This window comes from Nonomuraea marmarensis (genome assembly GCF_043197025.1).
In the GTDB taxonomy this organism is placed as follows: Bacteria; Actinomycetota; Actinomycetes; order Streptosporangiales; family Streptosporangiaceae; genus Nonomuraea; species Nonomuraea marmarensis.
Window position 1 is genome coordinate 39,109 of the sequence record NZ_JBICRM010000027.1, and the last position, 24,756, is coordinate 63,864.

The following is a 24,756-nucleotide window of genomic DNA, read 5'->3' on the forward strand; positions in this document are numbered from 1 at the left end:
GGCAAATAACGCCATGTGACAGCCCGGCAAATCGTTACCTTTGCGACATTGGTTGCATAGGTTCTCGCCGTAACGTCTTGGGCCATGACGTCTCGTTCCCTCCTCCGGATGGCGCTGGCCGGAGCCGTCGCCTCGGGTGCGGTCATGCTCGCCACGCTCCCGGCCGACGCGAGCAAGGCCCCACAGACGGTCCCCGTCCGGCTGCTCGCGCTCAACGACTTCCACGGCAACCTCGAACCTCCCACCGGGTCCTCCGGCCGCATGGTGGACGAGAACGGCAACACCGTCGACGCCGGCGGCGCGGCCTACGTTGCCACCCACATGAAGGCCCTGGCCGACAAGAACACCATCGCCGTGGCCCAGGGCGACCTCATCGGGGCGACGCCGCTGATCTCGGCGGCGTACCACGACGAGCCGTCGATCGAGTTCATGGACAAGTTGGGGCTCAAGGTGGCCGCGGTGGGCAACCACGAGTTCGACGAGGGCTACACCGAGCTGCGGCGGATCATGAACGGCGGCTGCCACCCGGTGGACGGGTGCTCTCCGGCCGGGCCGTGGAAGGGCGCGAAGTTCGACTACGTCGGCGCGAACGTGCTGTTCAAGAACCCGAACGAGAAGACGGACGCGCTCGCCGCGCTCGGCGGCTCGAATTCGGCCCAGGTCAAGAAGGTGTTGTCCGACTGGGGTGTGCCCGCCCTGCCGCCGGTCTCCATCAAGTGGATGAACGGGATGCCCATCGGGTTCATCGGGCTCGTCACGCAGACCACGCCGAGCATCGTCACGAGTGAGGGGATCAAGGACCTCAAGTTCGTGGACGAGGTGAAGGCCGCGAACGTCGCCTCCAAGCTGCTCAAGCTGGTAGGCGTGAAGGCGCAGGTCGTGCTCGTGCACGAGGGTGACCAGGTGAACGCCGGCCAGTCGCCGGACGCGTGCAGCGCCGTCCCCGGGGCGGGCAACCGCATCGCCACGCAGGTGGATCCGGAGATCGACCTCATCCTCAGCGGGCACTCGCACCAGGCGTACCTGTGCAAGGTCAAGGACCCCGCGGGGAGCGACCGCGTGTACTCGCAGGGCGGGTCGTTCGGGCGAGTCATCACGCAGGTGGACCTGAAGGTGAACGTCAATAACCTCGACATCGACCGCGCCTCGGTCGTGGCGGACAACCACATCGTGACCCGGACAGTCACACCGGATCCCGAAATTTTGGCGTTCGTAAAGACGTGGAACGACCGCGTCGCGCCCGTCGCCAACAAGGCGGTCGGCACGATCAGCGCCGACATCACGAACGCGGCCGCCCCGTCCGGCGAGTCCGCGCTGGGGAACCTCATCGCCGACGCCCAGCTGGCCGCCACGAAGACCGGTGGCAACGCCCAGATCGCGTTGATGAACCCGGGTGGGGTGCGGGACTCGCTGGTGTACGCCGGCTCGCCGGCCGGCGAGGGCGACGGCGCGGTCACGTACGGTGAGGCGTTCAAGGTACAGCCGTTCAACAACCTCATGCAGGTCGTCACGCTGACCGGCGCCCAGCTCAAGACGCTGCTGGAGCAGCAGTTCACCGGCGGGCCGAACAACCAGGCGTTCACCAAGATCCTGCAGCCCTCGGCGAACTTCACCTACACCTACAGCAGGAACGCCGTCTGGGGCGCCAAGATCTCCAACATGAAGATCGACGGCGTGGCGGTGACGGACGCGCAGTCCATCCGGGTCGCGGCGAACAACTTCCTGGTGGGCGGTGGTGACGCGTTCCTCGCCTTCAGGGACGGAACGGAGCTGTGGAGCGGGCCGCTGGACATCGACGCCTTCGTCGAGCACCTCGGCAAGAACAACCCCATCGCCCCGCCCGCCACCAACCGCATCGCCGTCGTCGACTAGCCCCTCGGGTCCGCCCCTCCAGGGGCGGGCCCAAAACCTTCATCCTGTACGGCGGAGCCGACGGCACACCACCCGCCGACCAGCGCCGGCGGCCTCGGAGGGAGACGCCCGCTGACCCGCACAGGGCGGGCCGCCGCAACGGCGAAACGTTCACCGACCGGCGGCCCGACCCGGACACCGGCCAGCACCTCGCCGGCAAGCCGGCGGGCAGAGTCCAGGCATGGGCTCAGGGTTCCCTGTGCAAAGGGAGGACGGCCACGAAGCGGGCGCCGGGTTCGTGGTCGGCGACGGTCAGGGTGCCGCCGTGAGCCGTGGCGATGTCACGCGACAGGGGCAGCCCGAGGCCGCTGCCCCCCTTGTCCTTGGCCCTGGCGTTCTCCAGACGGGTGAAACGCTCGAAGACCCGTTCCCTGTCCTTCGGCCGGATGCCGTCCCCGTCGTCGGTCACCATCACAACTACCCGGTCCCCCTCCACCTCCACCTCCAGGTCGACCCTGGTGGCGGCGTGCCTGGTGGCGTTGTCGAGGAGGTTCGTGAGGAGGCGGTCGAGCTGGATGGGCGAGCCGAAGACGGGGGCCGCGCCGCACGAGTCGAGGACGATGGGGACCTGGGCGCCCTCGCGACGGCGTACCTGATCTTTGGCCACGCGGACCAGGTCCACCACGCGGCGCGGTGCGACCGCGCCCGCGTCGAGCCTGGCCAGCATCAGGAGTTCGTCGATGATGCCGGTCAGTCGGTCGGCGGCGGCCAGGGCTCGTTTGCCCGTGGCCTGCCAGTCCGTCTCGTCCGGGTAGGCGTTGGCCACCTCGAGCTGGGCGCGCAGGGCCGAGATGGGGCTGCGCAACTCGTGTGAGGCGTCGGAGACGAAGCGGCGCTGGGTCTCGACGGAGCGCTGGAGGCGGTCGAGGGTGTGGTTCGTGGTGGCGGCCAGGTCGGTGATCTCGTCGCCGGTGTCGGGTATGGGGACGCGCCTGCTCAGGTCCTGGCCGGTGATCTCGGCCATCTCGGCGCGGATGCGTTCGACCGGGCGCAGGGCGAGGCCGACCACGGCCCACGTGATGCCCGCGACGCTCACCAGGATGAGCGGAGTGCCGAGGAACAGCAGGATGTTTATCCATTTGAGGGCTTTGTCGACGTCGTTGAGGGAGGCCGCGCCGTACACCGTGGCCAGGCCGTTCGATGTGTGCACTTTCATGGCCATGACGAGGTAGTGCGTCTCGGGCTCGTGCTGGTGGCGGGACAGGGTGAGTTCGGTGGTGTAGATCGTCTCGGGCTCGGACGCCTGGAACGCCATCAGGCTCGGGATCTGGTCCAGGCCGGGGCTGGTCGCGATCACGTTGCCGCGCGCCGAGACCACCTGCAGGACCTGGACGTGTGACGGCGTCTCCAGCACCGTGTGGAACTCCCCCGCGCGAAGCTCGCTCGCGACCCGCCGTACGGCCAGTTCGACCCTGGTCTGCACGACCCCGTACAGGTTGCCGGGCACGGTGATGAGCGTCATGACGGAGGCGATGGTGAAGACCACCGCCGCTACGAGGGTCGCGATCGTGGTCAGACGCGCTCGGATCGAGCGGGGAAAGAGCCGTTTCACCATCCCATTTGCCCAGCCTTTATCACCATAAGTGACAGTTACCCGCAAGGGACATTCGCAACATTATGGCGGCTGATCTGCTGATATATTGCCGCCAATCGGACAGAGGGGTCGCCTTCGACTACTCTCCGTATATCCACCCTCCGCGTGCGCCCGGGGATCTCGGGCTCCAGTACGTCGACGCGCGTGACCTGGCCACGCGCCGCACGGTCGGGCTATTCGGGCTTCGAATCCGATCGGTACGTGCGGAAGAGGTCATACCCGGCGGCCGACAGGGCGATGGAGATCGAGAGGAGCACCACCACCAGCCCGTGCCGGAAGGCCGTAGCCCACCCGTCCCCCAGCGCGCCGAAGAACGTCGAGCCCGCTGCCGCGATCCCGATCGCCGAGCCCAGCCGCTGCCCCGTCTGCAGCACCCCCGCCGCGCTCCCACCACCCGCGGGCGGCACCTCGGACAGGGTGATCGCCTGGTTGGGGGAGATCACCAGGCCGCTGCCCATGCCCGCGACCAGCAGCGGCAGCACGGTCGCCAGCCCCACCCCACGGCCGGGCACCAGCGCGGTGGCGGCCATCGTGGCCAGGAGCCCGACGATCACCGTGGCCAGTCCGAGCGTCGTCAGCCGCCGCCCCATGCGCCACACGAGCCTGCCCCCGATCATGGCGGCCATGGCCGAGCCGAGGGCGAACGGGGTGATCGCCAGCCCGGCCATCAGCGGGCTGTATCCGAGCCCGCTCTGCAGGTACAGCGTGAAGATGAAGAAGATCCCGGTGAACCCGGCGAAGTAGAACAGCGCGATGGCCGTCCCCAGACTGTACGAGCGCTTGCGGAACAGCGCCAGGTTCACCAGCGGCTCCCGCCCGTAGAACCGTTCCCACACCACGAACCCGGCCAGCACCGCCAGCGCAGCCGGAATGAGCAGCCATTTGGCGCTCCCCTCCCACTGCTGCCGCTGGATGAACGGCAACAGCAACCCCGCCACCCCCACTCCCAGCAGCAACACCCCCACCAGGTCCATGCTCTCGTGCCGCCGGTGCACGAGTTGCGGCACCGGCAGCAGCTTCCTGGCCAGCGGCAGCAGCACCATCCCGATCGGCACGTTCACCAGGAACACCCACCGCCATCCGTGCTCGGGCCCGAACGCGGTCACCAGCGCCCCGCCGATCGTGGGTCCCGCGGCCGTGGAGACACCGATGGTGGCCCCGAGGGCGCCGAACGCCCGCCCCCGCTCGTACCCCTGGAACATCTGCTGGATCAGCCCCGACACCTGCGGGTTCAGCGTCCCGGCGGCCAGGCCCTGCACGAGTCTGGCGATGATCAGCACGTGCATGTTCCAGGCCAGCCCGCACGCCGCGCTGGACAGCGTAAAGAGCACCACGCCCACCATGAAGATCGTCCGCCTGCTCCGCGCATCCCCCAGCCGCCCGGACGGGACCAGCAGCAGCCCGAACGTGAGCGCGTACCCGGACACCGTCCACTGGAGGCCGTCATCCGTCGCGTGCAGTCCCTCCCGGATCGACGGCAGCGCCACGTTGACGATGCTCACGTCCAGCCCCGTCATGAACGGCGCCACCAGGCACACCGCCAGCGCGCGCCTCCGCGTGTCGAACCCGGACGCCCCCATCACGGCAACCTCTCCGCGCAACGGCAGCAGAAGACGGTACGGCTACCGCATCGCGCTCATTGATTCCCCGCACGTCACGAAATATCAGCCTTCAATGATTTCTTTGCCCCGGGATCCGGTGTGGGCACTCCACCCCAGTGTTCGTTTCTGAGCGGAAGGAAGGTAACGTCCGCTCATGGACACGATGACCGTTGAGCAAAACGGCATAAACGCGGTTCCCGAAGCGGAGCGGCGCGGGCGGCCCGGGGATCTCTTCTGGCCCTGGGCAGGATCCAATCTGTCGTTGTTCGGGGTCGCGTTCGGTGTGTACATCGTCGGGCTCGGGCTCGGCGTTCTGCCAGCGATCATTACCGGCGCCGTCGGGTACGTGTTGTCGTTCCTGCTGGTCGGGCTGGTCGCGATCGGGGGCTCCAGGTCGGGGGTGCCGACGATGACGCTGGGACGGGCGCCGTTCGGGTACCAGGGGAACAAGTTGCCCGCCGTGTTCTCGTACATCTCGAATGTCGGGTGGGAGATCGTGCTCGTCACGCTCTCCGCGCAGAGCGGCGCGGCCATCCTCGCCCGGCTCGCGCCCGGCATCCCGGCCACCACCGCCACCGCCCTGTGCTTCGCCGTCGCGGCGGTGGTGGTGATCGCGGTCGGCGTGTACGGGCACGCCATGATCATGGTGGTACAGCGGTATCTGACGTACGCGTTCGTCGTGCTGACCGTCATTTACATGATCCTCATGGTGCCCAGACTCGGCGGGGCGCTGGAGACCACGGCGGGACCCGGCGGTTGGGTGGGCGGGGTCATCTTCGCCATGACCCTGCTGGGGCTGGGCTGGGTCAACTGCGGGGCGGACTACTCCCGTTACCTGCCCGCCGAGTCCCGGCCGCGGTCGGTGGCGTTGTGGACGACGCTCGGGGGCGCGGTGCCGCCCATGGTGCTGCTCGTGTTCGGGGTGCTGCTGGCGGGCGGGGATCCGAAGCTGGCCGAGGCCGCGGGCGGCGACCCGGTGGCGGCGCTGGCCGGGGCGTTGCCGACCTGGTTCCTGCTGCCGTACCTGCTGACCGCCATCGGCGGTTTCCTGGCCGGGGCGATCATGGACATCTACTCGTCGGGGCTGTCGATGCTGGCGCTCGGCGTGCCGATCAGGCGGCACTACGCGGTGCTGATCGACGGCGTGCTCATGCTCCTGGGTGGCTACTACCTGCTGTTCGTCTCCGACAGCTTCCTCGGCACGTTCCAGGCGTTCCTCGCGATCATCGGCGTGGTGATGGCCGCCTGGGTCGCGATCTTCCTGGTGGACATGTGGCGGCTGCGGGCGGGTGGCCGGGCCTACGACGAGCGGCTGCTGCGCCCCGGCGGACCCGTCTTCCACTGGCCGGGACTGGTGTCGCTGGTCGTGGCGTCCGTCGTGGGGCTCGGGCTGATCACGTCGGCCGACGAGAACATCGCCAAGGTCATCGGCTTCCTGATGAGCGACGAACTGAAGGCGAGCACGTTCGGAGCGGCGAACATCGGCGTGGTCATCGCACTCGTGCTGGCGGGGGCTCTCTACTTCATGATCACCGCCTTCACGCATCGTCGAACCCGGGCCATCTGACGCACACCGCCCCGTCGCCGCCGCTCGACGGTTACTGTTGGTGAGTAATGATGGACATTCCGTTGCGCCTGTTGCGGTACACAGCGCACGCCACGGCCTGCGGGCTGCTGGTGATCGCCGTGCTCACCGTGCTGCGCGCGGACCGCGTGCCCGAGGCCGTGGGTGGCGTGTTGCTCGGCCTGGTGTACGCCGCCGGTCCGATCATCGAAGCCAGGTGGCCAAGGGCGCAGGCCGGCTGGCTCGCCGTCGTGACCGCCGGGTGGGTGGTGCTGGGCGTGATGGCGCCGCCGTTCGTATGGCTGGCGTTTCCGTTGTTGTTCGCGTACCTGCACTTGCTGCCGCTGTGGGGGGCGATGTTCGGGGTGACCGTGCTGACGTCGGCGGCGATCCTGGCGGCGGCGTGGCACGCGGGCGAGTTGTCGGCGCCGCTGGTGGTGGGGCCGGGCGTCGCGGCCGTGGTCGTGACGCTGCTGGCGCTGACCTGCAAGGCGCTGAGCGAATGAGCGCAGGCGTCAGCCCATGGGCATCGGCATATCCGGCATCAGGCTCTTCGCGTACGCGCCCACGATCTGGCCCCTGTTGTTGATCCCGAAGGCGACCGAGGCCGGCGCGCGCGGGAACTCGATCCGCGTGAACGGCCCCTTGACCCCCTTGGCCAGCAGGAACCCGCGGGCGGTCGCCTGTGTGCCGTCCCGGTACGTGGTCCCGACGACCTGCCCGAGGTCGTTGATCCCGGACGGGAACGTGAGCACGTCCCCAGGCGACTTGTACGTCGTCACCTTCCCCCTGTCGAGCAGCAGGCCGTAGCCGCGGTTCGGCCCGGTGACGACCACGCCGATGTAGCGGCCGAAGTCGTCGATCCCGGTGATCGCGGCTCCGACGGCCCCGGGGAAGTCGGGCAGCTTGATATCCCGATATTTCCCGTTCTCCCAGAGGAAGCTACGGTCCTCGCCACCCAGGACGTAGGTGCCGACGACCTGGCCGAGATTGTTCAGGCCCAGTGGCTGCGTCTGATCCGCCCCCGGAAAGTCGATGCGCGTGAACTTACCCCCGCGCAGCAGGTAGCCGCGCAGCTCGGCGTTCCCGCTGCCCGGGTACGGATCGGTGAGGCTGTAGGCCCCGACGACGTCGCCACTGTTGTTGATCTTGCCGGCGGTGGACCCCTTCGCGCCGGGGAAGTCGATCCGCGTGAACTTCCCCTTACGCAGCAGGAACCCATGATGCCGCCCGCTGGAGTCGTCGAAGTCGCCCACGATCGCGCCCTGGGCGTTGACGCCGATCGCCAGCACCTGAGAACGCGCCCCGCCGGGGGCGTCGATGGTGGTGTAGCGCCCGCGGTCCAGCAGGAAGCCGGGGACCGGGGTGTCGATGGCGGCCGTCGCGGGAGTGGCCGCCAGGAGCACCGCGAGGAACGCGGCGACGAGAAGGAGAGAACGAGTCATGTCGATCTCCACGAGTAGTCAGCTCATCCGTACACCTCCCATTCGTCGCGAACAGCACCACGGATCAGGCCGTCACGATGGCGAAGTCGCGTACCGGCCGGTCGAGCACGGCGACCAGCCGCTGCAGCACCGTCGTGTCCCCCTCGCGCTCGACCCCCTCGACGCCCTTGCCCGACAGCAGGCCGACGAGCTGGGCCTTGGTCAGCCGCAGCGTCAGATCAGCGGCGTCGTCGGGCGGGTCGGGCTGCTGGATCAGCGCCCCGTTGGACAACGTCGTACGGTGCCGCTCCCCCAGGTCGGTCAGGTGCCAGTCGATGGTCAGCCGCTCGTGCCAGGCCCGCGGACCGTCGACGCGGATGGCGATCGAGTCGAAGACCTGCTCCACGGTCAGCGCGGCGAAGAAGTCGGGCGAGGTGGCCTCCATCGTGTCCGGCACGATGCCGTCGGCCACCTCCAGGGCGCCGGTGAGGTAGAAGTTGCGCCACGTGCCGTTCTCGGCGCCGTGGCCGAGCCTGGTGTAGACCTCGGCGAGCAGGTCGCGGGCCTCCTTGTTGCCCTCGTCGGCGAAGACGGCGTGGTTGAGGAGCTGGGCGGCGAAGCGCAGGTCGTTCTCGTCGATGTAGCGCCTGGCGAACGCGACCACGGCCGCGCCCCCGCCCAGGCACTCGACGTAGCGGATCGCGCTCTCCCTTGGCGGGTGTTCCCAGAGGTGTGCCGGGTTGCCGTCGAACCAGCCCAGGTAGCGCTGGTAGATGGCCTTGACGTTGTGGCTGACCGAGCCGTGGTAGCCGTGCGTGTGCCAGGACCGCTCCAGCTCGGGCGGCATGTGCAGGGCCTCGGCGATCTCGGGGCCGGTCAGGCCCTTGTTGAGCAGGCGGAGCGTCTGGTCGTGCAGGTATGCGTACATGTCGCGTTGTTGTGCGAGGAGACGCACGATGTTGTCGCGCCCCCACGTGGGCCAGTGGTGCGAGGCGAAGGCCACGTCGGCGCGGTCGGCGAACAGCGCGATGGCCTCGGTCAGGTAACGCACCCAGATGCGGGCGTCGCGGACCTCGGCGCCGCGCAGGGTGAGGAGGTTGTGCTGGTTGTGGGTGGCGCTCTCGGTCAGGCACAGGGCCCGGCGGTCGGGGAAGAGCAGGTTCATCTCCGCACCGGCCTCGGGGTGGAAGACGATCCGTACGCCGTCGATCCGCTCCTCCTGGCCCGTACGCGTGATGTCGAGCGTCGGCGGGATGAGCGACATGGTGCCCGTCGAGGCGGTCAGACCGAGGCCGCAGCCGATCTGGCCCTCGGGCGAGCTCGGCAGGGCGGGGCCGTACATGTAGACGGCGCGGCGGGCCATGGCCGGGCCCGCGTAGACGTTCTCCGAGACCGCGTGCTCCATGAAGCCCGCGGGGGCCAGGATCGGGACGCCGCCGTCGGTGACGCCGCGCACGCCGCCGAAGTGGCCGGGGTGCGCGTGCGTGTAGATCACGCCGGTGACCGGGCGGGGGCCGCGGTGGGCGCGGTACAGCTTCAGCGCCGCGGCGGCGCACTCGATGGAGATCAGCGGGTCGATCACCAGTACGCCGCGTTCGCCTTCGACCAGGGTCATGTTCGTCAGGTCCAGGCCGCGTACCTGGTAGATGCCGTCGGTGACCTCGTACAGGCCCTGTCTGGCGCAGAGCTGAGCCTGCCGCCAGAGGCTGGGATGGGCCGTTTCCGGGCATTCCTCCTGGAGGAAGTCGTAGGAGTCGTTGTCCCAGACGACCCCGCCGTCCGCCGTTCTGATCACGGCCGGGCTGAGCTTCACGATGAAACCGCGATCGGCGTCCTCGAAGTCGTGCCTGTCGTGGAACGGAAGGTCTCCCATGTCCAGCCGAGTGCCCTGGATCGGACCCAGAAAGCTCAACAAACACCCCCAATAGCATGAATCTAGGGCAATAGGGACATACGGCCGAGGAGAGCTGATGTGATTGGCTGGTTCTCTGCTGAGCGTTGTGGGGGAAAAGTCATGAAAGCGTGCGTGTTCGACCTCGATGGCGTGCTGGTCGACTCCGAGCCGGTCTGGGAGGAGGTGCGGCGGGCATTCGTCGCCGCACACGGCGGGACCTGGCAGCCTGACACGCAGTCCAGGCTCATGGGCATGAGCACTGCGGAATGGGCCGCGTACCTGCACTCGCTCGGCGTGCAGCCGGCGCCCGACGAGATCGCGCGCGGCGTAGTCGACCAGATGGTCGCTCGCTATCGGGACCAGGTGCCGCTGATGCCGGGGGCGGTGGAGACGATCAGGCGCCTGTCCGGGCAGGTCACGCTGGGGCTGGCCAGCTCGTCCCCGCGTACGCTGATCGACGTCGTGCTCGACGCGGCGGAGCTGAAGGAGTATTTCGCGGCCACCGTGTCCACCGAGGAGGTCCCGCGCGGCAAGCCCGCCCCCGACGGCTACCTGGCGGCGGCCCGGCGGATGGGGGTCGATCCCCGGGACTGCGCGGCGGTCGAGGACTCCAGCAACGGGCTGCGGTCCGCGTACGCGGCGGGCATGCGCGTGATCGCCGTACCCCACCCCCGCTACCCGCCCGCGCCGGACGCCCTCGCCCTGGCCTGGCGGGTTCTGCCCGGCCTCGACGCGCTCACCGCGGGGTTGCTCTCGTGAAGGTCTGACCTGGGTGGCTATGCTTACGGAATCGTGCGAGACATCACGGTATTCAGCGGCAGCGCCCACCCCGAACTGGCCGAGGAGATCTGCGACCACCTAGGCACAACCCTGCACCCCGTCCAGGTCCACCGCTTCGCCAACGACGTGCTCGAAGTGCAGCTCCAGGCCAACTGCCGCGAGCGTGACGTGTTCCTCATCCAGCCTCTGGTGCCGCCCGTGCAGGAGCACCTGGTCGAGCTGCTGCTGATGCTCGACGCGGCCCGCGGCGCGTCCGCCGCCAGGACCACCGTCGTGCTCCCGCACTACGCCTACGCCCGCAGCGACAAGAAGGAGGCGCCGCGCATCTCCATCGGCGCGCGGCTGGTCGCCGACCTGATGGTGGCCGCCGGCGCCAGCCGGGTGCTGGCCATGACGCTGCACTCGCCGCAGGTGCACGGCTTCTTCAGCGTCCCCGTCGACCACCTGCACGCGCTGCGCGAGCTGGCCGCGCACTTCAGCCGGTACGACCTGTCGAACACGGTCGTCGTCTCCCCCGACCTCGGCAACGCCAAGGAGGCCGCCCACTTCGCCCGCCTGCTCGGCACCGGCGTCGCCATCGGCGCCAAGCAGCGCTTCAGCGACGACCGCGTGGTGATCAGCTCCGTGATCGGCGAGGTGGCCGGCAAGGACGTGATCATCCTGGACGACGAGATCGCCAAGGGCAGCACGGTCATCGAGCTGCTCGACCGGCTGCGCGAGCAGCGCGTCCGGACGGTACGCGTGGCCTGCACGCACGGCCTGTTCGCGGGCGGGGCGATCGAGCGGCTGAGCGCGCTGCCCGAGGTCGAGGAGATCGTCTGCACCAACACCGTGCCGCCGCCCAAGCCCAGCGACAAGCTCACGGTGTTGTCGATCGCCCCCGCCTTGGCCGAGGCCATGCGCCGCATCCACGACGGCGAATCGGTGAGCTCCCTGTTCAGTACATCCTGAGGATCTGCCCGGTGACCCTCCTGCCCTGGTGCGAGGCCAGGAACGTGATCACCTCCGCCACCTCCTCCGGCCGGGCGACGCCCAGGAACACGTCGCTGGCCGCGACCGACTTCTCGACCTCCTGGTTGACCCAGCCGGTGTCGGTCACGGGAGGGTAGACCATGTTGGCCGTGATGCCGTACTCGCGCAGCTCGTGGGCGGCCGACATCGTGTAGTTCTCCTGGGCCGCCTTCGCCGCGCCATAGCTGACCTCGGTCGGGAAGCCTCCCGGGCCGCCGGAGGTGAGGCCGATGATGCGGCCCCAGCTCGCGCCGCGCTCGATGTGCCGCCGCGCGAACTCGGCGATCAGCAGCGCCGGCGCCCGCACGTCCACCGCGAACTGCCTGTCGTGCGTCTCGGCGTCCACCGGCCTCAGCCGACGGCCGAAACTGTCGCGCTCGTTGGGGGCGAAGGTGTCGCTCTTAGAGGCGCTGGCGTTGTTGACCAGGATCTGCACCGGCCCGAGCGTCTTCTCGGCCTGGTCGAACAGGGATTTCGGGGTCTCGGGGTCGGCCAGGTCGGCCTCCGCGGCCGCGGCCGTGCCACCGGTCTCGCGGATGCGGCGTACCACGTCCTCCGCGCCCGCGCCGCGGACCCGGTCGTATTCCTCAGGGTATGCCGGTTCGTTAAGCGGGGCGAGGCGCTTGTAGGTCAGGAAGACCGCGACCCCCTCGGCGGCCAGCGCGATCGCGGTCGCGGCGCCTATGCCCTGATTGGCCCCGGTGATCAGCGCAACCTTTCCAGTCAGCCCGATATCGATCATAGTTGCCATCATGCACGCAGCGACGGAGCGCCTGCTAAGGCATTTTCTCGAGGGTGTCGAACCGACCGTTCCGCTGGTGGCGCTGTGGGCCCATGGCTCGCTCGCGGCCGGCGACTACCAGGAGGGCCGCAGCGACCTGGACCTCGTCGCCGTCATCGACACGCCCGTGACCATGGATCACTGGCGGCGGATCAAGGCCCTGCACCGGTCGATCGACCTGCCGCTGGCCGACAAGCTGCACTGCTCCTACATGGCCAGGCAGGAGCTGGTCGACCTCGCGGCCGAGCACGTGACGTGGGCGCACTCGGAGATCTTCCGTCGCACTGTCACCGCGGTCACGCGGCGCGAGCTGCACGCGGGGGCACGGCAGCTGTACGGTCTCCCGCCGGCCGGGTTGTTGCCGCCGGTGTCGGACCAGGAGCTGGCCGATTTCGTTCGGGTGGATCTGCGTGACTTCTGGCTGGACAAGACACAGGGACGGCGGCGGTGGTTGCGGGACGTGTGGGTGGACCTGGGCATGCTCACGGTCGCCAGGGCCACGGTCACCCTGCGGGAAGGGCGCCTGATCAGCAAGCGGGAGGCCCTCGACGTGCTGGCCGAACTGGGCGCGCCGGAGAAGGTGGTGGCCGACGTCCGGGCCCGCAGGTACGGCACGCCGGCTCCGGTGCTGAGCCGGTTCAGGAGGGGGCGGCTGGCTCGGGCGTTCATCCGATCCGCGATCAGGAAGACGCTGACCTGAGGGTCAACGACGACCCCGTCTCACAAGGCAGGATGTCGGCGCTCGCGCTAATTGTCGGGGGGATAGTGTTAGCTCGGGCTACGACCTGAAATGTGGGGAAGGGCGGCAAATGGGGGAGATCCGGCAGTCCTATCTGGTGGCCGCGGCGTCGGCGGTGTCGCTCCTGCGCGATCCCGCCGTGGGGGCGGCCTGGGACAAGCCGAGCGCGCTCACCGAGTTCAGCGTCGCGGGGCTGGCGGGGCACCTGGCTCATCAGCTCGTCAGGGTCGGCGACATCCTCGCGTCGAACGGGGAGGTTCAGGAGCCGGTCCAGCTCCTCGAGCACTATTCGAGGTCGCCGTGGATCCAGGCGGGCCTCGACCACGAGAGCAACGTGAGCATCAGGCGCGGCGGCGAGGCGGCCGCGGCCACCGGGTCCGCCGCGCTGGTCGACAAGGCCCAGACGCTGCTCGACCTGCAGACCGCCGCACTGGCCGTGGAGCCGGCCGACCGGGTCGTACGTCTGCCCTGGGCGGACTGGTCGCTGCGGCTGGACGACTTCCTGCTGACCCGGATGGTGGAGCTGGTCGTGCACGCCGACGACCTGGCGGCGAGTGTGGGTGTCGAGACCCCCGAGCTGCCCTCGTCGGTCATCGAACCCGTGGTCGAGCTGCTGGCCCGGCTGGCCGTGCACCGCCACGGGCCTACGGCGGTCATCCGCACGCTGAGCCGGGCCGAGCGGGCGCCCGCCACGATAAGCGCCTTCTAACGGGTACGCCTCCCACGGTGCCGGTGCGGGTGGCGCGTCAGGAGGCGATCATGCGGAGGGCCGTGACCACCTCGCGGCCCGACAGCGCGCTGTCCGGGTCGAGCAGCCACTGCGACAGGAACCCCGTCAGCATGGCCTGGTAGAACGCCCCCGTGAGCCGCTCCCGCTCCGGATCGCTGCCCGGCTCGATCCCCTCGAACAGCTGCGCCAGCCCCAGCCGCGCCTCCATGATGGCGCCCGCGAGCTGCTCGCGAACCTCGGGCACGTGGTCGATCTGCCCGAGCAGCTCGAACTGCACCACCCACAACGGCCGCAATCTGGAGAACGACTCCACCACCCGATCCCACGCGGCCTCGAACCGCTCCAGCGGGCTGGCCTCCGCCTTGACGTCGGCCGTCAGGGCGGCCCCCAGCTCGCCGCCCCACTCCTCCATCGCCTGGAACAGCGCCTCGTTCATCAGCGCTTCCTTTGACTTGAAGTGGTAGCCGATGCCCGCCAGGCTCACGCCGGAGGCGTTGGCGATGTCACGCGCCGTGGTGCGCGAATAGCCCTTCTCGATCAGGCACCGCTTCGCCCCGGCCAACAGATCTTCCCTGTTTCCCATGCTCACAGGCTAACACAGATGTCTTGAAAATTTGTCCTAGACAAACGTCTAAGACACATGTAGCTTCAGGGGCATGACGAACACGAACATCCTCATCTCCGGCGCGAGCATCGCCGGCACTGCGACGGCCTACTGGCTCCGGCGGCACGGCTACACCGTGACCGTGGTCGAGCGCGCCCCCGCGATCCGCGAGGGCGGCTACAAGGTGGACATGCGCGGCGCGGCGCTCGAGGTGATCGAACGCATGGGCCTGCTGGAGGCCGCCCGCGCCAGGAGCACGGACATGCGGATCGCCACCCACTACGACGCCAAGGGCAGGGCGGTCGCGACCATGGACGCCGACCTGTTCGGCGGGCGCATGGGCGATGACGTCGAGATCATGCGCGGCGACCTCAACGAGCTGCTGTACGACCTGACCCGCGAAGACGTCGAGTACATCTTCGACGACTCCATCACCGGCATCGCCGAGGACGGCACGGTGACGTTCGAGCGTTCGGAGTCCCGTACGTTTGACCTGGTCATCGGCGCGGACGGCGCGCACTCCAACACCAGGCGGATCGCCTTCGGCGAGGAGTCTCAATACGCCCGCGACCTCGGCTACTACGTCTCGATCTGCACGGTCCCCAACACGCTCGGCCTGGATCGCGAGGAGGCCGTGCACGCGGCCCCGGGCAGGACGGTGAACGTCTACAGCACCCGGCAGGACACGAGCGCCAAGGCGCTGTTCATGTGGTCGTCGGAGCCGCTGGCCTACGACCACCGCGACACGGCCGGGCAGAAGGAGCTGGTGGCGCGGGCCATGGCGGGAACGGACTGGGAGGTCCCCGCGCTGCTCGACGCCATGCGCGGGGCCAAGGACTTCTACTTCGACTCGATCTCCCAGATCCACATGGACCGCTGGTCCAATGGGCGGGTCGTGCTCGTGGGCGACGCCGGGTACTGCGCCTCGCCGGCCTCGGGGCAGGGCACGAGCGTGGCGCTCGTGGGGGCGTACGTGCTGGCCGGAGAGCTGGCCGCGGGCGGCGGGTTAGACGGCTACGAGCGGGAGATGCGCGCGTTCGTCGACGCCAACCAGGCACTCGCGCCCGCCAACGTCAAGGGCATGGTGATCGGGTCACGCGCGGCCCTCTGGTTCCAGCTCAAGATGATCAAACTGCTCCCGCACCTGCCGGGCCGCGACCGGATGATCGACCGGATCGCCGGCGCCATCCACCGTGCCGCGACCGCCATCACGCTCAAGAACTACCCGGAATAAAGCCTTCCGCGAGTGATCGGGGGCGCCCGGCCGCCGGGCTAGCCGGTGACGTCCGCGTAGTGGCAGGCCGCCTGGGCCTCGGGGACTGCGGGCAGGATGCTCAGCAGCTCAGACCGGCACTTCCCGTCCACCCCCGCCTCGGCCGCCTTCCCCGAGGCGAGCACCTGGCAGCGGGCGTGGAACCGGCACCCACCGGGGATCCGAGTCGGGTCCGGCGGCTCGCCGGTCAGCACCACCCGCTCGGGCGACTCCGGCAACACCGACATGAGAGCCTGCGTGTACGGATGCCGCGGCGCGGTCAGCACCTGCTCGACGGGACCGGACTCGACGATCCGGCCCAGGTACATCACGGCCACCCGGTCGGCGATGTTCCAGGCCAGCCCCAGGTCGTGGGTGACGACCAGCGCCGACAACCCCAGCTCCGCCCGAAGCTTCAGCAGCAGGGCGAGGATCTCACCGCGTACGGAGGCGTCGAGCGAGGCCACCGGCTCGTCGGCGATCAGCACCTTCGGGTTCAGCGCCAGCGCCCCGGCGATCACCACGCGCTGCCGCTGCCCACCGGACAGCTCATGCGGGTAACGCAGGAAGAACCGGTCGGGCGGCCGCAGCCCAGCCCTGGACAGGGCCGTGGAGACGACCTCCCGCTCATCCTGCAGGCCATGGATGCGCGGCCCTTCGGCGACGGCCTCGTACACCGTGTGCCTGGGGTTGAGCGAGCCCGTCGGGTCCTGCAGGACGAGTTGCACCTGACGCCGGTAGGCCTTGAGCGCCTTGGAGCCGTACTCCAGCGCCGTGCCGCCGTACCGGACCTCGCCCGAGGTGGGGCGTTCGAGGCCGAGCAGCGTGCGGGCCAGAGTGGTCTTGCCGCAGCCGGACTCGCCGACCAGCGCCACGATCTCGCCCTCGCCGATGGACAGGTTCACGCCGTCCACGGCGCGGGCGCGGCGGCCGCGCGAGGAGAACTCCACGTGCAAGTCCCGCGCCTCCAGCAGGCTTGGGGGAGCTTGCTCCCCCAAGCCTGCTGAGACAAACGCCTCTTCCTCGCCCTTCGGGGGGGTCGCGGGGGGCTTGCCCCCCGCGTGAGTCTCAGTCATGAGGCCCCCTCCTTTGCCCTGACGTGCACGCAGGCGGCGGTACGGCTCGGACCCGCCGGCCAGAGCTCCACGTCCAGGGTCGCGCATTCGTCCAGCGCCACCGGGCAGCGCGGGTGGAACGAGCAGCCGCCCGGAAGCTGCATCGGGTCAGGCGGATCGCCTCCGAGGCCTTTGGGCGCCATGCGCGAGCCCGGGTCCCCCACCGTCGGGAACGCCGCCGCCAGCGCCCGGCTGTAGGGGTGCTTGGCGTCGTGGAACACCTCGCCGGACGGCCCGTGCTCGACGACGCGGCCCGCGTACATGACCGCGAGCTGGTCGCACACGTCCGCCAGGACCGACAAATCGTGCGAAATCATGATCAGCGAGATGTCGTGCTCGCTGACCAGCTCCTTGATCAGGGTCAGGACCTGGGCCTGCACCATCACGTCGAGCGCGGTCGTCGGCTCGTCGGCGATGATCAGCCGCGGTGAGCAGGCCAGCGCCATCGCGATCATCACCCGCTGCCGCTGCCCGCCGGACAGCTCGTGCGGGTAGCTGCGGGCCCGCCAGGTGGGCAGGCCGACCTGATCGAGCAGCTCGGCCACGCGCTTGCGGGCGGCCTCGGGTTTGGCCAGGCCGTGTACGAGCAGCGGCTCGGCGATCTGGTCCCCGATCCTGCGCACCGGGTTGAGCCCGTGCTGGGCCCCCTGGAACACGATCGAGGCCTCGGCCCACCGTACGGCCCGCATGCGACCCCACTTCATGGCGAGCACGTCCTCACCGTCGAGCAGGATCCGGCCGCCGACACGCGCGTCGCGGGGCAGGAGCCGCAACAGCGCCATGGCCAGCGTCGACTTGCCGGATCCCGACTCGCCGGCGACTCCGAGTGCCGCTCCGGAGTCCAACGTCAGCGACACACCGCGCACCGCGGGCACCTCGCCCGCGGCGATGCGGTACGTCACCGACAGGTCATCGAGTTCGAGAAGACTCATGCCGCCCTCCTGAGCCGTGGGTTGAGCACGGCTTCCAGTGCCCGCCCTACCAGGGTGAACGCCATGACGACGGTGAGGATGGCCAGGCCGGGGATGAGGATGTACCACCACGCGCCCTCAGTGGCCGCGCCGAAGTCGTACGAGCCGCGCAGCATGGTGCCCCACGAGGTCTTGTTGGCGCTGGCACCGAGGAAGGCCAGCGTGGACTCGGTCACGATCGCGCTGGCCACCTCCAGCGTGGTGCTGGCCAGCAGCAACGGCGCCACGTTGGGCAGCACGTGCCTGGTGGTGATGTGCCAGTGCCCGGCGCCCAGGGCCTTGGAGCGCTCGATGTACGGCCTGGCCTCGACGGCCAGCGTCTGAGCCCTGATCAGCCGGGCGGTCGACGGCCACGTGGTCACGCCGATCGCCATGATGATCGTGAACGTGGTCCCGCCCAGGATGGCCGCCAGCACCAGCGCCGTGACCAGCGAGGGCAACACCAGGAACCAGTCGGTGACCCGCATGAGCACGGCGCCGATCCAGCCGCGGAAGTGGCCGGCCGCGATGCCGACGACCATGCCGATGACGATGCTGAGCAGCGCGGCGAGGAAGCCGATGAGCAGCGACGTGCGCGAGCCCCACCAGATCATCAGCAGGAGCGAGCGGCCCGACTCGTCGGTGCCGAAGGGAAAGGCCAGGCTCGGCGAGTCCCATTTCTCCCCTGGCGCGTCGACGACGCTGGTCACGTTCTCGTCGATGAACAACGGCGCGATCAGTGCGAGCACCACAGCGGCGAGGAGGATGACCATTCCGGCGACTCCGGCCCGATGGGTGCGGAAGTCGGCCCAGAAGCGGCTCAACGCGAGCCGCCTGCGGGCTGTCGCGACACTCGTCATGCCGACCTCACCCTCGGGTCGAGCACGTGGTAGACCACGTCCGCCAGCGTGTTCATGACGATCACCGCCACGGTGATCAGCAGGAACGTGCCCTGCATGAGCGTGAAGTCGGGCACGGCGATCGCCTCGTAGAACAGTTGGCCGAGCCCCGGCCAGGTGTAGATCGTCTCGACCGTCACCGCGCCGCCGACCACGAAGCCGACGCGCATGAAGACCAGGGTCACCGTGGGCAGCAGGGCGTTGGGCACCGCGTGGCGGCGGCGTACCTCGTCGTCGCGCAGGCCCTTGGCGCGGGCCACCGTGACGTAGTCCTGGCTGACCTCCTCCAGCAGCGACGAGCGCATGACCAGGAGGTATTGCGCGTAGACCACGGCCACCAGCGTCAGACACGGCAGCACCATGTGCGAGGCCACGTCGAGCACGTAGGCGAAGCCGTCGGGCGCGTCCACGCTCTCGCTGCCCCTGAACGGGAAGATGCCGGGGATCGGGCCGATGCCGACGCCGAACACCATCATCAGCAGCAGTCCCAGCCAGAACGTCGGCACCGACCACAGCACCAGCGACGTGCCCGTGGAGAAGCGGTCGAACCGGCTGCCGCGCCGCCATCCGGCCCTGGTGCCCTGCCAGATCCCGAGACTGACCGCGATGACCAGGCCTGTCCCCACGAGCAGCAGCGTCGGGCCGATGCGCTCGCCGATCAGGTCCAGGACGGGCCTCTTGTACTCGTACGACGTGCCGAGGTCGAGCCGCAGCGTCCTGCCGACGAAGTCGAGGAACTGGTCGGGCAGCGGCATGTCCAGGCCGAGCCGGTGACGTTCGAGGTCGAGCTGGGCCGGGGTCATGTTGCGGCCCTGGGCCAGGTTGCGTACCGGGTCGCCGGGCAGCAGCCGGAACACGAAGAACGTGCCGACGATCACCATGGCGATGCTGAACAACGCCCCACCGGCCTTCGACAGCGCGTACTGCAGCGTGCCGCGGCTGGTGGGGCGCTCGTCACCAGGGCCCGCCGCCTGGACGGCGGGCTCTGCTGCTTCTAGCGGAGTGGTCATTCGCGCTCGTCTGCGACGCTCTTGCGCCGCCTGCTCAGGAGGAAGGCCGCCAGTCCGATGACCACCACGGCGCCGACGATGCCGGCGATGAGGCCGGTGTTGGAGCCGCCGTCGCCGCTCGCCCCGCTCGCCGCCGTGGCCTTGGCGTCCACGGTGTAGAACGGCCAGTAGCCGCTGCCGCCGTACAGGAGGCCCTTCTCCTCGGGGATCGGGGTGATGCTGGTGATCCGGTCCTTGCGGTAACCCTCGAGGTCGTTGGTGTAGTAGATCGCGATGATCGGGGCGTCGGTGTAGAGCCGCTCCTGCATCTGCTTGATGATCTCGGCGCGCTTGGGCCGGTCGAGTTCCTTGAGCTGCTCCTGGTAGAGCTTCTCGAAGGTCGGGTCGCAGTAGAACGACTCGGTGCCGCCGCCCTCGCCGCCCGGAGCCGGCCTGCGGCTGCACAGGTGCGTGGCCAGGACCTCTTCGGGGTCGGGGTTGACCGACCAGCCGCTGATCGCGATGTCGAACAGGCCCGTGACGCCCGTCTCCTCCGTGAACTTGCTGGAGTCGAGCTTCTTGGTGGTCAGCGTGATGCCGATCTCCTTGAAGAAGCCCGTCAGGTATTCGGCGAGCTTGTCCTCGATCGGGGTGTCGGTGTGGATGCTGAAGCGGAACTCCAGCTTGCGCTTGCCGTCCGGCATCGTACGGACGCCGTCGGCGCCCTTCTTGTAGCCGGCGTCATCGAGGATCTTGTTGGCCTTGGCCGGGTCGTAGGTGACCTTCTCGTCGCCGGTGGCCTCCCAGAAGAAGTCCTTGTACATCGGCGGCACGATCGAGCCGTCGGCGGGCTTGGCCAGGCCGTTCTGGACCTCGGCGACCAGCCGCTGCTTGTCGATGGCGTAGTGCAGCGCCTGGCGCACCTTGACGTCCTTCAGCGCCGGGTGGCCGTCGCCGAGGGGCTTGTCGTCGGTGGTGGTGGCGCCGTGGTTGATCTGCAGGTACGCCGAGCGCCGGCCCTGGGTGTTCCAGGAGACGATGTTCGGGTCGTTCTGGATGGCCTCGTACTCAGGCGGGTTCAGCCGGCCGATCAGGTCGATGTCACCCTTCTTCAGACCCGCGATGGCGGCCTGCGGGTTGTCGTAGAAGATGACCTGGAGCTCGTCGATCTTGGGCTTGCCCCGCCAGTAGTTGGGGTTGGCCTGCAGCTTGACGTACTGGTCCTTCTTGTGCTCGACCGCGATGTACGGGCCGCTGCTCACCGACGGGTACTTCTCGGCGTCGTAGTTGGCCATGTCGGTGACCGACTCCCAGACATGCTTGGGCATGATCGGGACCGGGTTCTCCAGCATGGACGCCTGCGGGGACTTGAGCTTGATCGTCAGGTCCTGGCCGCTGGCCGTGACGCTCTCGAAGTTCTCCACCGCCGGGCCGTTGGCCGTCTTGGCGGCCTCGTCCGTCATCATCTTGTTGAACGTCCACGCGGCGTCGTCGGCCGTGACGGGCTGGCCGTCCGACCACTTGGCCGCCCGGATCTTGAACGTCCACGTGAGCCCGTCCTCCGACGTGGTCCACGACTCGGCCAGGTCGGGGCTGGGCTGGAGCGTCTTGGAGTCGGGCACCGTGAGGTAGCCGTACATCCAGCGGTGGATCGACGTCGAGACCAGCCGGACCGCCAGGAACGGGTTCATCGAGTCCATCGACTGCGTCGCGCCGACGCGAACGATCTTCTTCCCCGCCGCCGGTTCCTGGGCAAGGGCCGCCGTAGCGCCCTGACCTGCTACTAATAGCACGACGCCCAGCGCAACCAGGCGTGCGAACCATTTCCTCATAAGTGCCTCACCTTCAGGCGGGGGTGTCCTGTGTAGAGAAAGGCACACCATACGGAGACCGCGTGTCAACGCGTGACGGAAAATTGTTTCATTCTCGTTTCCTTTTCCGGTGTAAATTTTCAGCGCCCTTGGCACTACCGTGAGCTGGTGCCCCGTCTGCCCGTCGCCCTCGCCGCCGCCCTCACCGTGCTTGTGGGGCTCGGCGTGCGGATCTTGTGGGACGGCCCGGTGTCGAAGTACACGGGCGACGCGCTTTACACCGTGCTCGTCTACACCCTCGTCCTGCTCGCCTGGCCGAGACTGCGGCCATGGGTGGTGGCGCTGCTGGCGGCGGGGCTGAGCGGGGCGATCGAGTTCGCCCAGCTGGGGGACATCCCGGCGGCCCTGCGACCGGTGCTAGGCAGCACGTTCAACCCGCCCGACCTGTTCTGGTACGCCGTGGGCGCCGCCGCCGCGTGGGCCGCGCACGCCCGGTGGCTCAGGCGGCCTCCACCGGCCGCGGAACCGGCCACGGCCGATGGAGGCCCGAACCACGCGCCTTAGTGACAACCGCCGGAGCCGCAGCACGACGACGCGCCGACCTGCGGGAGCAGCTCGATCCGACCGGCCAGCTCGTAGCCGGCCTCGACCACGGCCGCGTCGATCACCGAGATGTCCAGCGGCGCCTCGCTCGTCACGGTCACGGCCTTGGCTGCCAGGTCCACCTCCACCCCGCGCACCCCGGTCACCTTGCCCACCTCGGCGCTCACCGAGCTGACACAGTGGCCGCAGGTCATGCCCTCAACCTGGTACGTCGTGACAGTCATACCTCACTCCTCACTCTCGTACTTCCGGAGTGACTATACCCCCCTAGGGTAAACACGCATACATCGCCCCCCACCGGAAAGAGGGGAGGAAACATGCAGCCCAAGGGGGAGTTCACATGATGAACGGCAAGACCATCGCGTTCCTGGTCGCTCCGGAAGGAGTGGAGCAGGTGGAGCTCACCGAGCCGTGGAAGGCGGTCAAGCAGGCAGGCGGCACACCCAAGCTCGTCTCGACCCGCTCCGGCCAGATCCAGGCGTTCCACCATCTGGACAAGGCCGACAAGTTCGCCGTGGACGAAACGGTGGACGGCGCCGACGCAGCCTCCTTCGACGGTCTCGTGCTCCCCGGCGGTGTCGCGAACCCCGACTTCCTGCGTACGGTGCCGCAGGCCGTACGGTTCGCCCGCGCCTTCTTCGACCTGGGCAAGCCGGTGGCCACCATCTGCCACGCGCCCTGGACCCTGATCGAGGCGGACGTGGTGCGCGGACGCACGCTCACCTCCTGGCCCAGCCTGCAGACGGACCTGCGCAACGCCGGCGCGACCTGGGTGGACAGGGAGATCGTGGTGTGCACGAACGGGCCGAACATGCTCGTCAGCAGCCGCAAGCCGGACGACCTCAAGGCCTTCTGCCAGGCCGCGACGGACGCGTTCGCGGGGTAGCCGCGAACGCTCAGGTGAGGAGGGCCTGAGCGAGACCTCTGACGGAGGACTTGAGTCGCGCCACCCCGCCGTCCGACATGACGTGCCGGGCCAGGTCGGCGTCGAAGGAGCCCAGCAGCGCATGGGCGGCGAACTCCGCGTCCAGGCCCGGCTTGGCCTGGGCGATCAGCGCCGTGACGTGGGCGTGCCAGCGAAGATAGGTCGGATCGCGATACTTGTCCGCAGCGCAGGCCCGCTCGTGCGCGGCGAAGAGCGCCAGATTGCGCTCGGCGAGCTCGGCCAGCTCGTCCAGAAACGAGAGCAGCCGATCGTGCGGCGGCGCACCCGGCCCGAGCGCCGAGTCCGGAGACTCGATGGCGTGCGCCAGGGCGGCGGCCCGTCCGGCGAGCAGTTCCTGGAACAGCCCGGTCCGATTGCCGAAGCGCCGGAACAGCGTGCCCTTGCCGACTCCCGCCGCGGCGGCCACCCGGTCCAGAGAGATGTGCTCGGCACCGTGGGCGGCCAGGAGCTCCTCCGTGGCGCGCAGAATCGCCTCCCGGTTGCGAGTCGCGTCCGACCGCACACCACCCTCCCTTGCTTGCAAGCGGACTGTCGGTCCCCATACTATCCCTGACATCAATCGGACCGCCGGTCCGATTCGTTGCGAGGGAGTGTGATCATGCGCGCATTGGTCGTGGGAGCAGGAGCCGAGGGACGTTTCGCGGAGGTCCCCGAGCCGGTTCCCGGTCCTGGGCAGGCGCTCGTCGAGGTCCACCACGTGTCCGTCAACTTCAGCGAACTCCGGCACATGGGCCGCCTGCCGCAGGGCATGGTGCTCGGCTACGACGCCGCCGGGATCGTGATTCGCGCCGCCGAGGACGGCACGGGTCCCGCCGAGGGGGCCAGGGTGGCGGCGTTCGGGCCGGGGGCGTGGGCGGAGCGGGTGGCGTTCGGCACCGACGCGATGGCGGTCGTGCCCGATCGGGTGGAACTGGTGGAGGCGGCCGCCCTGCCGATGGCCGGCCTGACGGCACTGCGCTCGCTCCGGGCCGCCGGTCCGACGCCGGGCTCACGCGTACTGGTGACGGGCGCGTCGGGGTCGGTGGGGCGGCTGGCCGTACAACTGGCCAGGCGGGAAGGCGCGCACGTCATCGCCTCCGTCAGCAGCCCTGGACGCGCCGAACGCCTGGCGGCGGCGCTGGCCACCGACCGCGCGGTCGAGGTGGTGGTCGGGCTGGACCGGGTCGAACCCGTCGATGTCGTCATCGAGGTCGTCGGCGGCCCGGCCCTGGTGACGGCATGGGGATTGCTGAAGCCGGGCGGCAACCTTCAGAGCATCGGCTGGGCGGCCGGCCAACCGGCGGTCTTCCCCCCGAACTCCACGTTCGCCCTGGGTGAGGCCAGATCGCTGAGCTCGTTCGGCGATATGGCGGCCCCGGCCACCGACCTGGCCCACCTGCTCACCCTCCTGGCCACCGCCGAGCTCTCCATCGAACTGGGCTGGCACGCCTCATGGGATCGACTCGAGGAGGCCCGGGCGGCCCAGCTGGACGCCGCCACCACCGGCAAGATCACAATGCAAATCGCGACATAAGGCCACCAGCACCCCTGACGACATCGAAACTCATCTGTAACGCCT

General features: G+C 69.2%; 24 protein-coding genes. 11 read left to right on the forward strand and 13 right to left on the reverse strand.

Annotated features, from left to right (window positions below):
* Nucleotides 1–84: 84 nt before the first annotated feature.
* Nucleotides 85–1,872, forward strand: a complete 1,788-nt coding sequence (locus ACFLIM_RS34435) for a bifunctional metallophosphatase/5'-nucleotidase (RefSeq protein ID WP_393172548.1) — start codon at nucleotides 85–87, stop codon at nucleotides 1,870–1,872.
* Nucleotides 1,873–2,098: 226 nt separating this feature from the next.
* Here ACFLIM_RS34435 and ACFLIM_RS34440 read toward each other — a convergent pair whose 3' ends face one another.
* Both ACFLIM_RS34440 and ACFLIM_RS34445 read right to left on the reverse strand, forming a co-directional pair.
* Nucleotides 2,099–3,466 carry a sensor histidine kinase gene (locus ACFLIM_RS34440; RefSeq protein ID WP_393172549.1) on the reverse strand — a complete coding sequence of 456 codons (1,368 nt, stop codon included), beginning with the start codon at nucleotides 3,464–3,466 and terminating at the stop codon, nucleotides 2,099–2,101.
* Between the two features lie 212 nt (nucleotides 3,467–3,678).
* Nucleotides 3,679–5,106, reverse strand: a complete 1,428-nt coding sequence (locus ACFLIM_RS34445) for an MFS transporter (RefSeq protein ID WP_393172550.1) — start codon at nucleotides 5,104–5,106, stop codon at nucleotides 3,679–3,681.
* A 154-nt stretch (nucleotides 5,107–5,260) separates the two neighbouring features.
* Between ACFLIM_RS34445 and ACFLIM_RS34450 the strand changes: the two genes are divergently transcribed.
* Both ACFLIM_RS34450 and ACFLIM_RS34455 read left to right on the forward strand, forming a co-directional pair.
* The gene (locus ACFLIM_RS34450) at nucleotides 5,261–6,673 is read left to right on the forward strand and encodes a purine-cytosine permease family protein (protein WP_393172551.1); all 1,413 of its coding nucleotides are present in this window, start codon (nucleotides 5,261–5,263) and stop codon (nucleotides 6,671–6,673) included.
* 47 nt (nucleotides 6,674–6,720) lie between these two features.
* On the forward strand, nucleotides 6,721–7,176 hold the full coding sequence (locus ACFLIM_RS34455) for a hypothetical protein (protein WP_393172552.1): 456 nt from the start codon (nucleotides 6,721–6,723) through the stop codon (nucleotides 7,174–7,176).
* A 9-nt stretch (nucleotides 7,177–7,185) separates the two neighbouring features.
* Here ACFLIM_RS34455 and ACFLIM_RS34460 read toward each other — a convergent pair whose 3' ends face one another.
* Both ACFLIM_RS34460 and ACFLIM_RS34465 read right to left on the reverse strand, forming a co-directional pair.
* Complete coding sequence (locus ACFLIM_RS34460) at nucleotides 7,186–8,115, reverse strand: hypothetical protein (protein ID WP_393172553.1); 930 nt, start codon at nucleotides 8,113–8,115, stop codon at nucleotides 7,186–7,188.
* Between the two features lie 64 nt (nucleotides 8,116–8,179).
* Entirely contained in the window at nucleotides 8,180–9,967 is a 1,788-nt protein-coding gene (locus ACFLIM_RS34465) for an alkyl/aryl-sulfatase (protein ID WP_393172554.1), read from the reverse strand.
* A 153-nt stretch (nucleotides 9,968–10,120) separates the two neighbouring features.
* On the opposite strand from ACFLIM_RS34465, the gene ACFLIM_RS34470 reads away from it, so the two are divergent.
* Nucleotides 10,121–10,747 carry an HAD family hydrolase gene (locus tag ACFLIM_RS34470; protein ID WP_393172555.1) on the forward strand — a complete coding sequence of 209 codons (627 nt, stop codon included), beginning with the start codon at nucleotides 10,121–10,123 and terminating at the stop codon, nucleotides 10,745–10,747.
* Nucleotides 10,748–10,780: 33 nt separating this feature from the next.
* A complete protein-coding gene (locus ACFLIM_RS34475) occupies nucleotides 10,781–11,719 on the forward strand; it encodes a ribose-phosphate diphosphokinase (RefSeq protein WP_393172556.1) in 939 nt (312 codons plus the stop codon).
* Here ACFLIM_RS34475 and ACFLIM_RS34480 read toward each other — a convergent pair.
* The gene (locus tag ACFLIM_RS34480; protein ID WP_393172557.1) at nucleotides 11,706–12,521 is read right to left on the reverse strand and encodes an SDR family NAD(P)-dependent oxidoreductase; all 816 of its coding nucleotides are present in this window, start codon (nucleotides 12,519–12,521) and stop codon (nucleotides 11,706–11,708) included. The genes ACFLIM_RS34475 and ACFLIM_RS34480 overlap by 14 nt on opposite strands.
* Before the next feature lie 10 nt (nucleotides 12,522–12,531).
* Here ACFLIM_RS34480 and ACFLIM_RS34485 point away from each other — a divergent pair, with 10 nt between their 5' ends.
* Together ACFLIM_RS34485 and ACFLIM_RS34490 are read left to right on the forward strand one after the other, a co-directional pair.
* On the forward strand, nucleotides 12,532–13,260 hold the full coding sequence (locus ACFLIM_RS34485; RefSeq protein WP_393172558.1) for a nucleotidyltransferase domain-containing protein: 729 nt from the start codon (nucleotides 12,532–12,534) through the stop codon (nucleotides 13,258–13,260).
* Nucleotides 13,261–13,369: 109 nt separating this feature from the next.
* On the forward strand, nucleotides 13,370–14,008 hold the full coding sequence (locus ACFLIM_RS34490) for a maleylpyruvate isomerase N-terminal domain-containing protein (RefSeq protein ID WP_393172559.1): 639 nt from the start codon (nucleotides 13,370–13,372) through the stop codon (nucleotides 14,006–14,008).
* 37 nt (nucleotides 14,009–14,045) lie between these two features.
* Here the strand turns inward: ACFLIM_RS34490 and ACFLIM_RS34495 are convergent, their stop codons facing one another.
* Nucleotides 14,046–14,612, reverse strand: coding sequence for a TetR/AcrR family transcriptional regulator (locus tag ACFLIM_RS34495; protein ID WP_393172560.1), 567 nt, complete (start codon nucleotides 14,610–14,612; stop codon nucleotides 14,046–14,048).
* A gap of 73 nt (nucleotides 14,613–14,685) precedes the next feature.
* On the opposite strand from ACFLIM_RS34495, the gene ACFLIM_RS34500 reads away from it, so the two are divergent.
* A complete protein-coding gene (locus ACFLIM_RS34500) occupies nucleotides 14,686–15,867 on the forward strand; it encodes an FAD-dependent monooxygenase (protein WP_393172561.1) in 1,182 nt (393 codons plus the stop codon).
* A gap of 38 nt (nucleotides 15,868–15,905) precedes the next feature.
* On the opposite strand, the gene ACFLIM_RS34505 is transcribed toward ACFLIM_RS34500, so the two are convergent.
* The 5 genes from ACFLIM_RS34505 to ACFLIM_RS34525 are packed head-to-tail and all read right to left on the reverse strand — an operon-like array spanning nucleotide 15,906 to nucleotide 21,670.
* Nucleotides 15,906–16,961, reverse strand: coding sequence for an ABC transporter ATP-binding protein (locus tag ACFLIM_RS34505; RefSeq protein ID WP_393172562.1), 1,056 nt, complete (start codon nucleotides 16,959–16,961; stop codon nucleotides 15,906–15,908).
* Nucleotides 16,958–17,932 carry an ABC transporter ATP-binding protein gene (locus ACFLIM_RS34510; RefSeq protein WP_393172563.1) on the reverse strand — a complete coding sequence of 325 codons (975 nt, stop codon included), beginning with the start codon at nucleotides 17,930–17,932 and terminating at the stop codon, nucleotides 16,958–16,960. The genes ACFLIM_RS34505 and ACFLIM_RS34510 overlap by 4 nt, the downstream gene beginning before the upstream one ends.
* Nucleotides 17,929–18,810 carry an ABC transporter permease gene (locus ACFLIM_RS34515; protein WP_393172564.1) on the reverse strand — a complete coding sequence of 294 codons (882 nt, stop codon included), beginning with the start codon at nucleotides 18,808–18,810 and terminating at the stop codon, nucleotides 17,929–17,931. The genes ACFLIM_RS34510 and ACFLIM_RS34515 overlap by 4 nt, the downstream gene beginning before the upstream one ends.
* The gene (locus ACFLIM_RS34520) at nucleotides 18,807–19,859 is read right to left on the reverse strand and encodes an ABC transporter permease (protein WP_393172565.1); all 1,053 of its coding nucleotides are present in this window, start codon (nucleotides 19,857–19,859) and stop codon (nucleotides 18,807–18,809) included. Before ACFLIM_RS34520 ends, ACFLIM_RS34515 begins: the two co-directional genes overlap by 4 nt.
* Entirely contained in the window at nucleotides 19,856–21,670 is a 1,815-nt protein-coding gene (locus ACFLIM_RS34525) for an ABC transporter substrate-binding protein (protein WP_393172566.1), read from the reverse strand. The genes ACFLIM_RS34520 and ACFLIM_RS34525 overlap by 4 nt, the downstream gene beginning before the upstream one ends.
* A gap of 147 nt (nucleotides 21,671–21,817) precedes the next feature.
* Between ACFLIM_RS34525 and ACFLIM_RS34530 the strand changes: the two genes are divergently transcribed.
* Entirely contained in the window at nucleotides 21,818–22,213 is a 396-nt protein-coding gene (locus tag ACFLIM_RS34530) for a ribosomal maturation YjgA family protein (RefSeq protein ID WP_393172567.1), read from the forward strand.
* Here the strand turns inward: ACFLIM_RS34530 and ACFLIM_RS34535 are convergent.
* Nucleotides 22,210–22,476, reverse strand: coding sequence for a heavy-metal-associated domain-containing protein (locus ACFLIM_RS34535; protein WP_393172568.1), 267 nt, complete (start codon nucleotides 22,474–22,476; stop codon nucleotides 22,210–22,212). The genes ACFLIM_RS34530 and ACFLIM_RS34535 overlap by 4 nt on opposite strands.
* Before the next feature lie 116 nt (nucleotides 22,477–22,592).
* Here ACFLIM_RS34535 and ACFLIM_RS34540 point away from each other — a divergent pair, with 116 nt between their 5' ends.
* Nucleotides 22,593–23,138, forward strand: a complete 546-nt coding sequence (locus ACFLIM_RS34540) for a type 1 glutamine amidotransferase domain-containing protein (protein WP_393172569.1) — start codon at nucleotides 22,593–22,595, stop codon at nucleotides 23,136–23,138.
* Between the two features lie 10 nt (nucleotides 23,139–23,148).
* On the opposite strand, the gene ACFLIM_RS34545 is transcribed toward ACFLIM_RS34540, so the two are convergent.
* Nucleotides 23,149–23,700 carry a TetR/AcrR family transcriptional regulator gene (locus tag ACFLIM_RS34545; protein WP_393172570.1) on the reverse strand — a complete coding sequence of 184 codons (552 nt, stop codon included), beginning with the start codon at nucleotides 23,698–23,700 and terminating at the stop codon, nucleotides 23,149–23,151.
* A 96-nt stretch (nucleotides 23,701–23,796) separates the two neighbouring features.
* Between ACFLIM_RS34545 and ACFLIM_RS34550 the strand changes: the two genes are divergently transcribed.
* Nucleotides 23,797–24,711, forward strand: coding sequence for a zinc-binding dehydrogenase (locus tag ACFLIM_RS34550; RefSeq protein ID WP_393172571.1), 915 nt, complete (start codon nucleotides 23,797–23,799; stop codon nucleotides 24,709–24,711).
* Nucleotides 24,712–24,756: the final 45 nt, after the last annotated feature.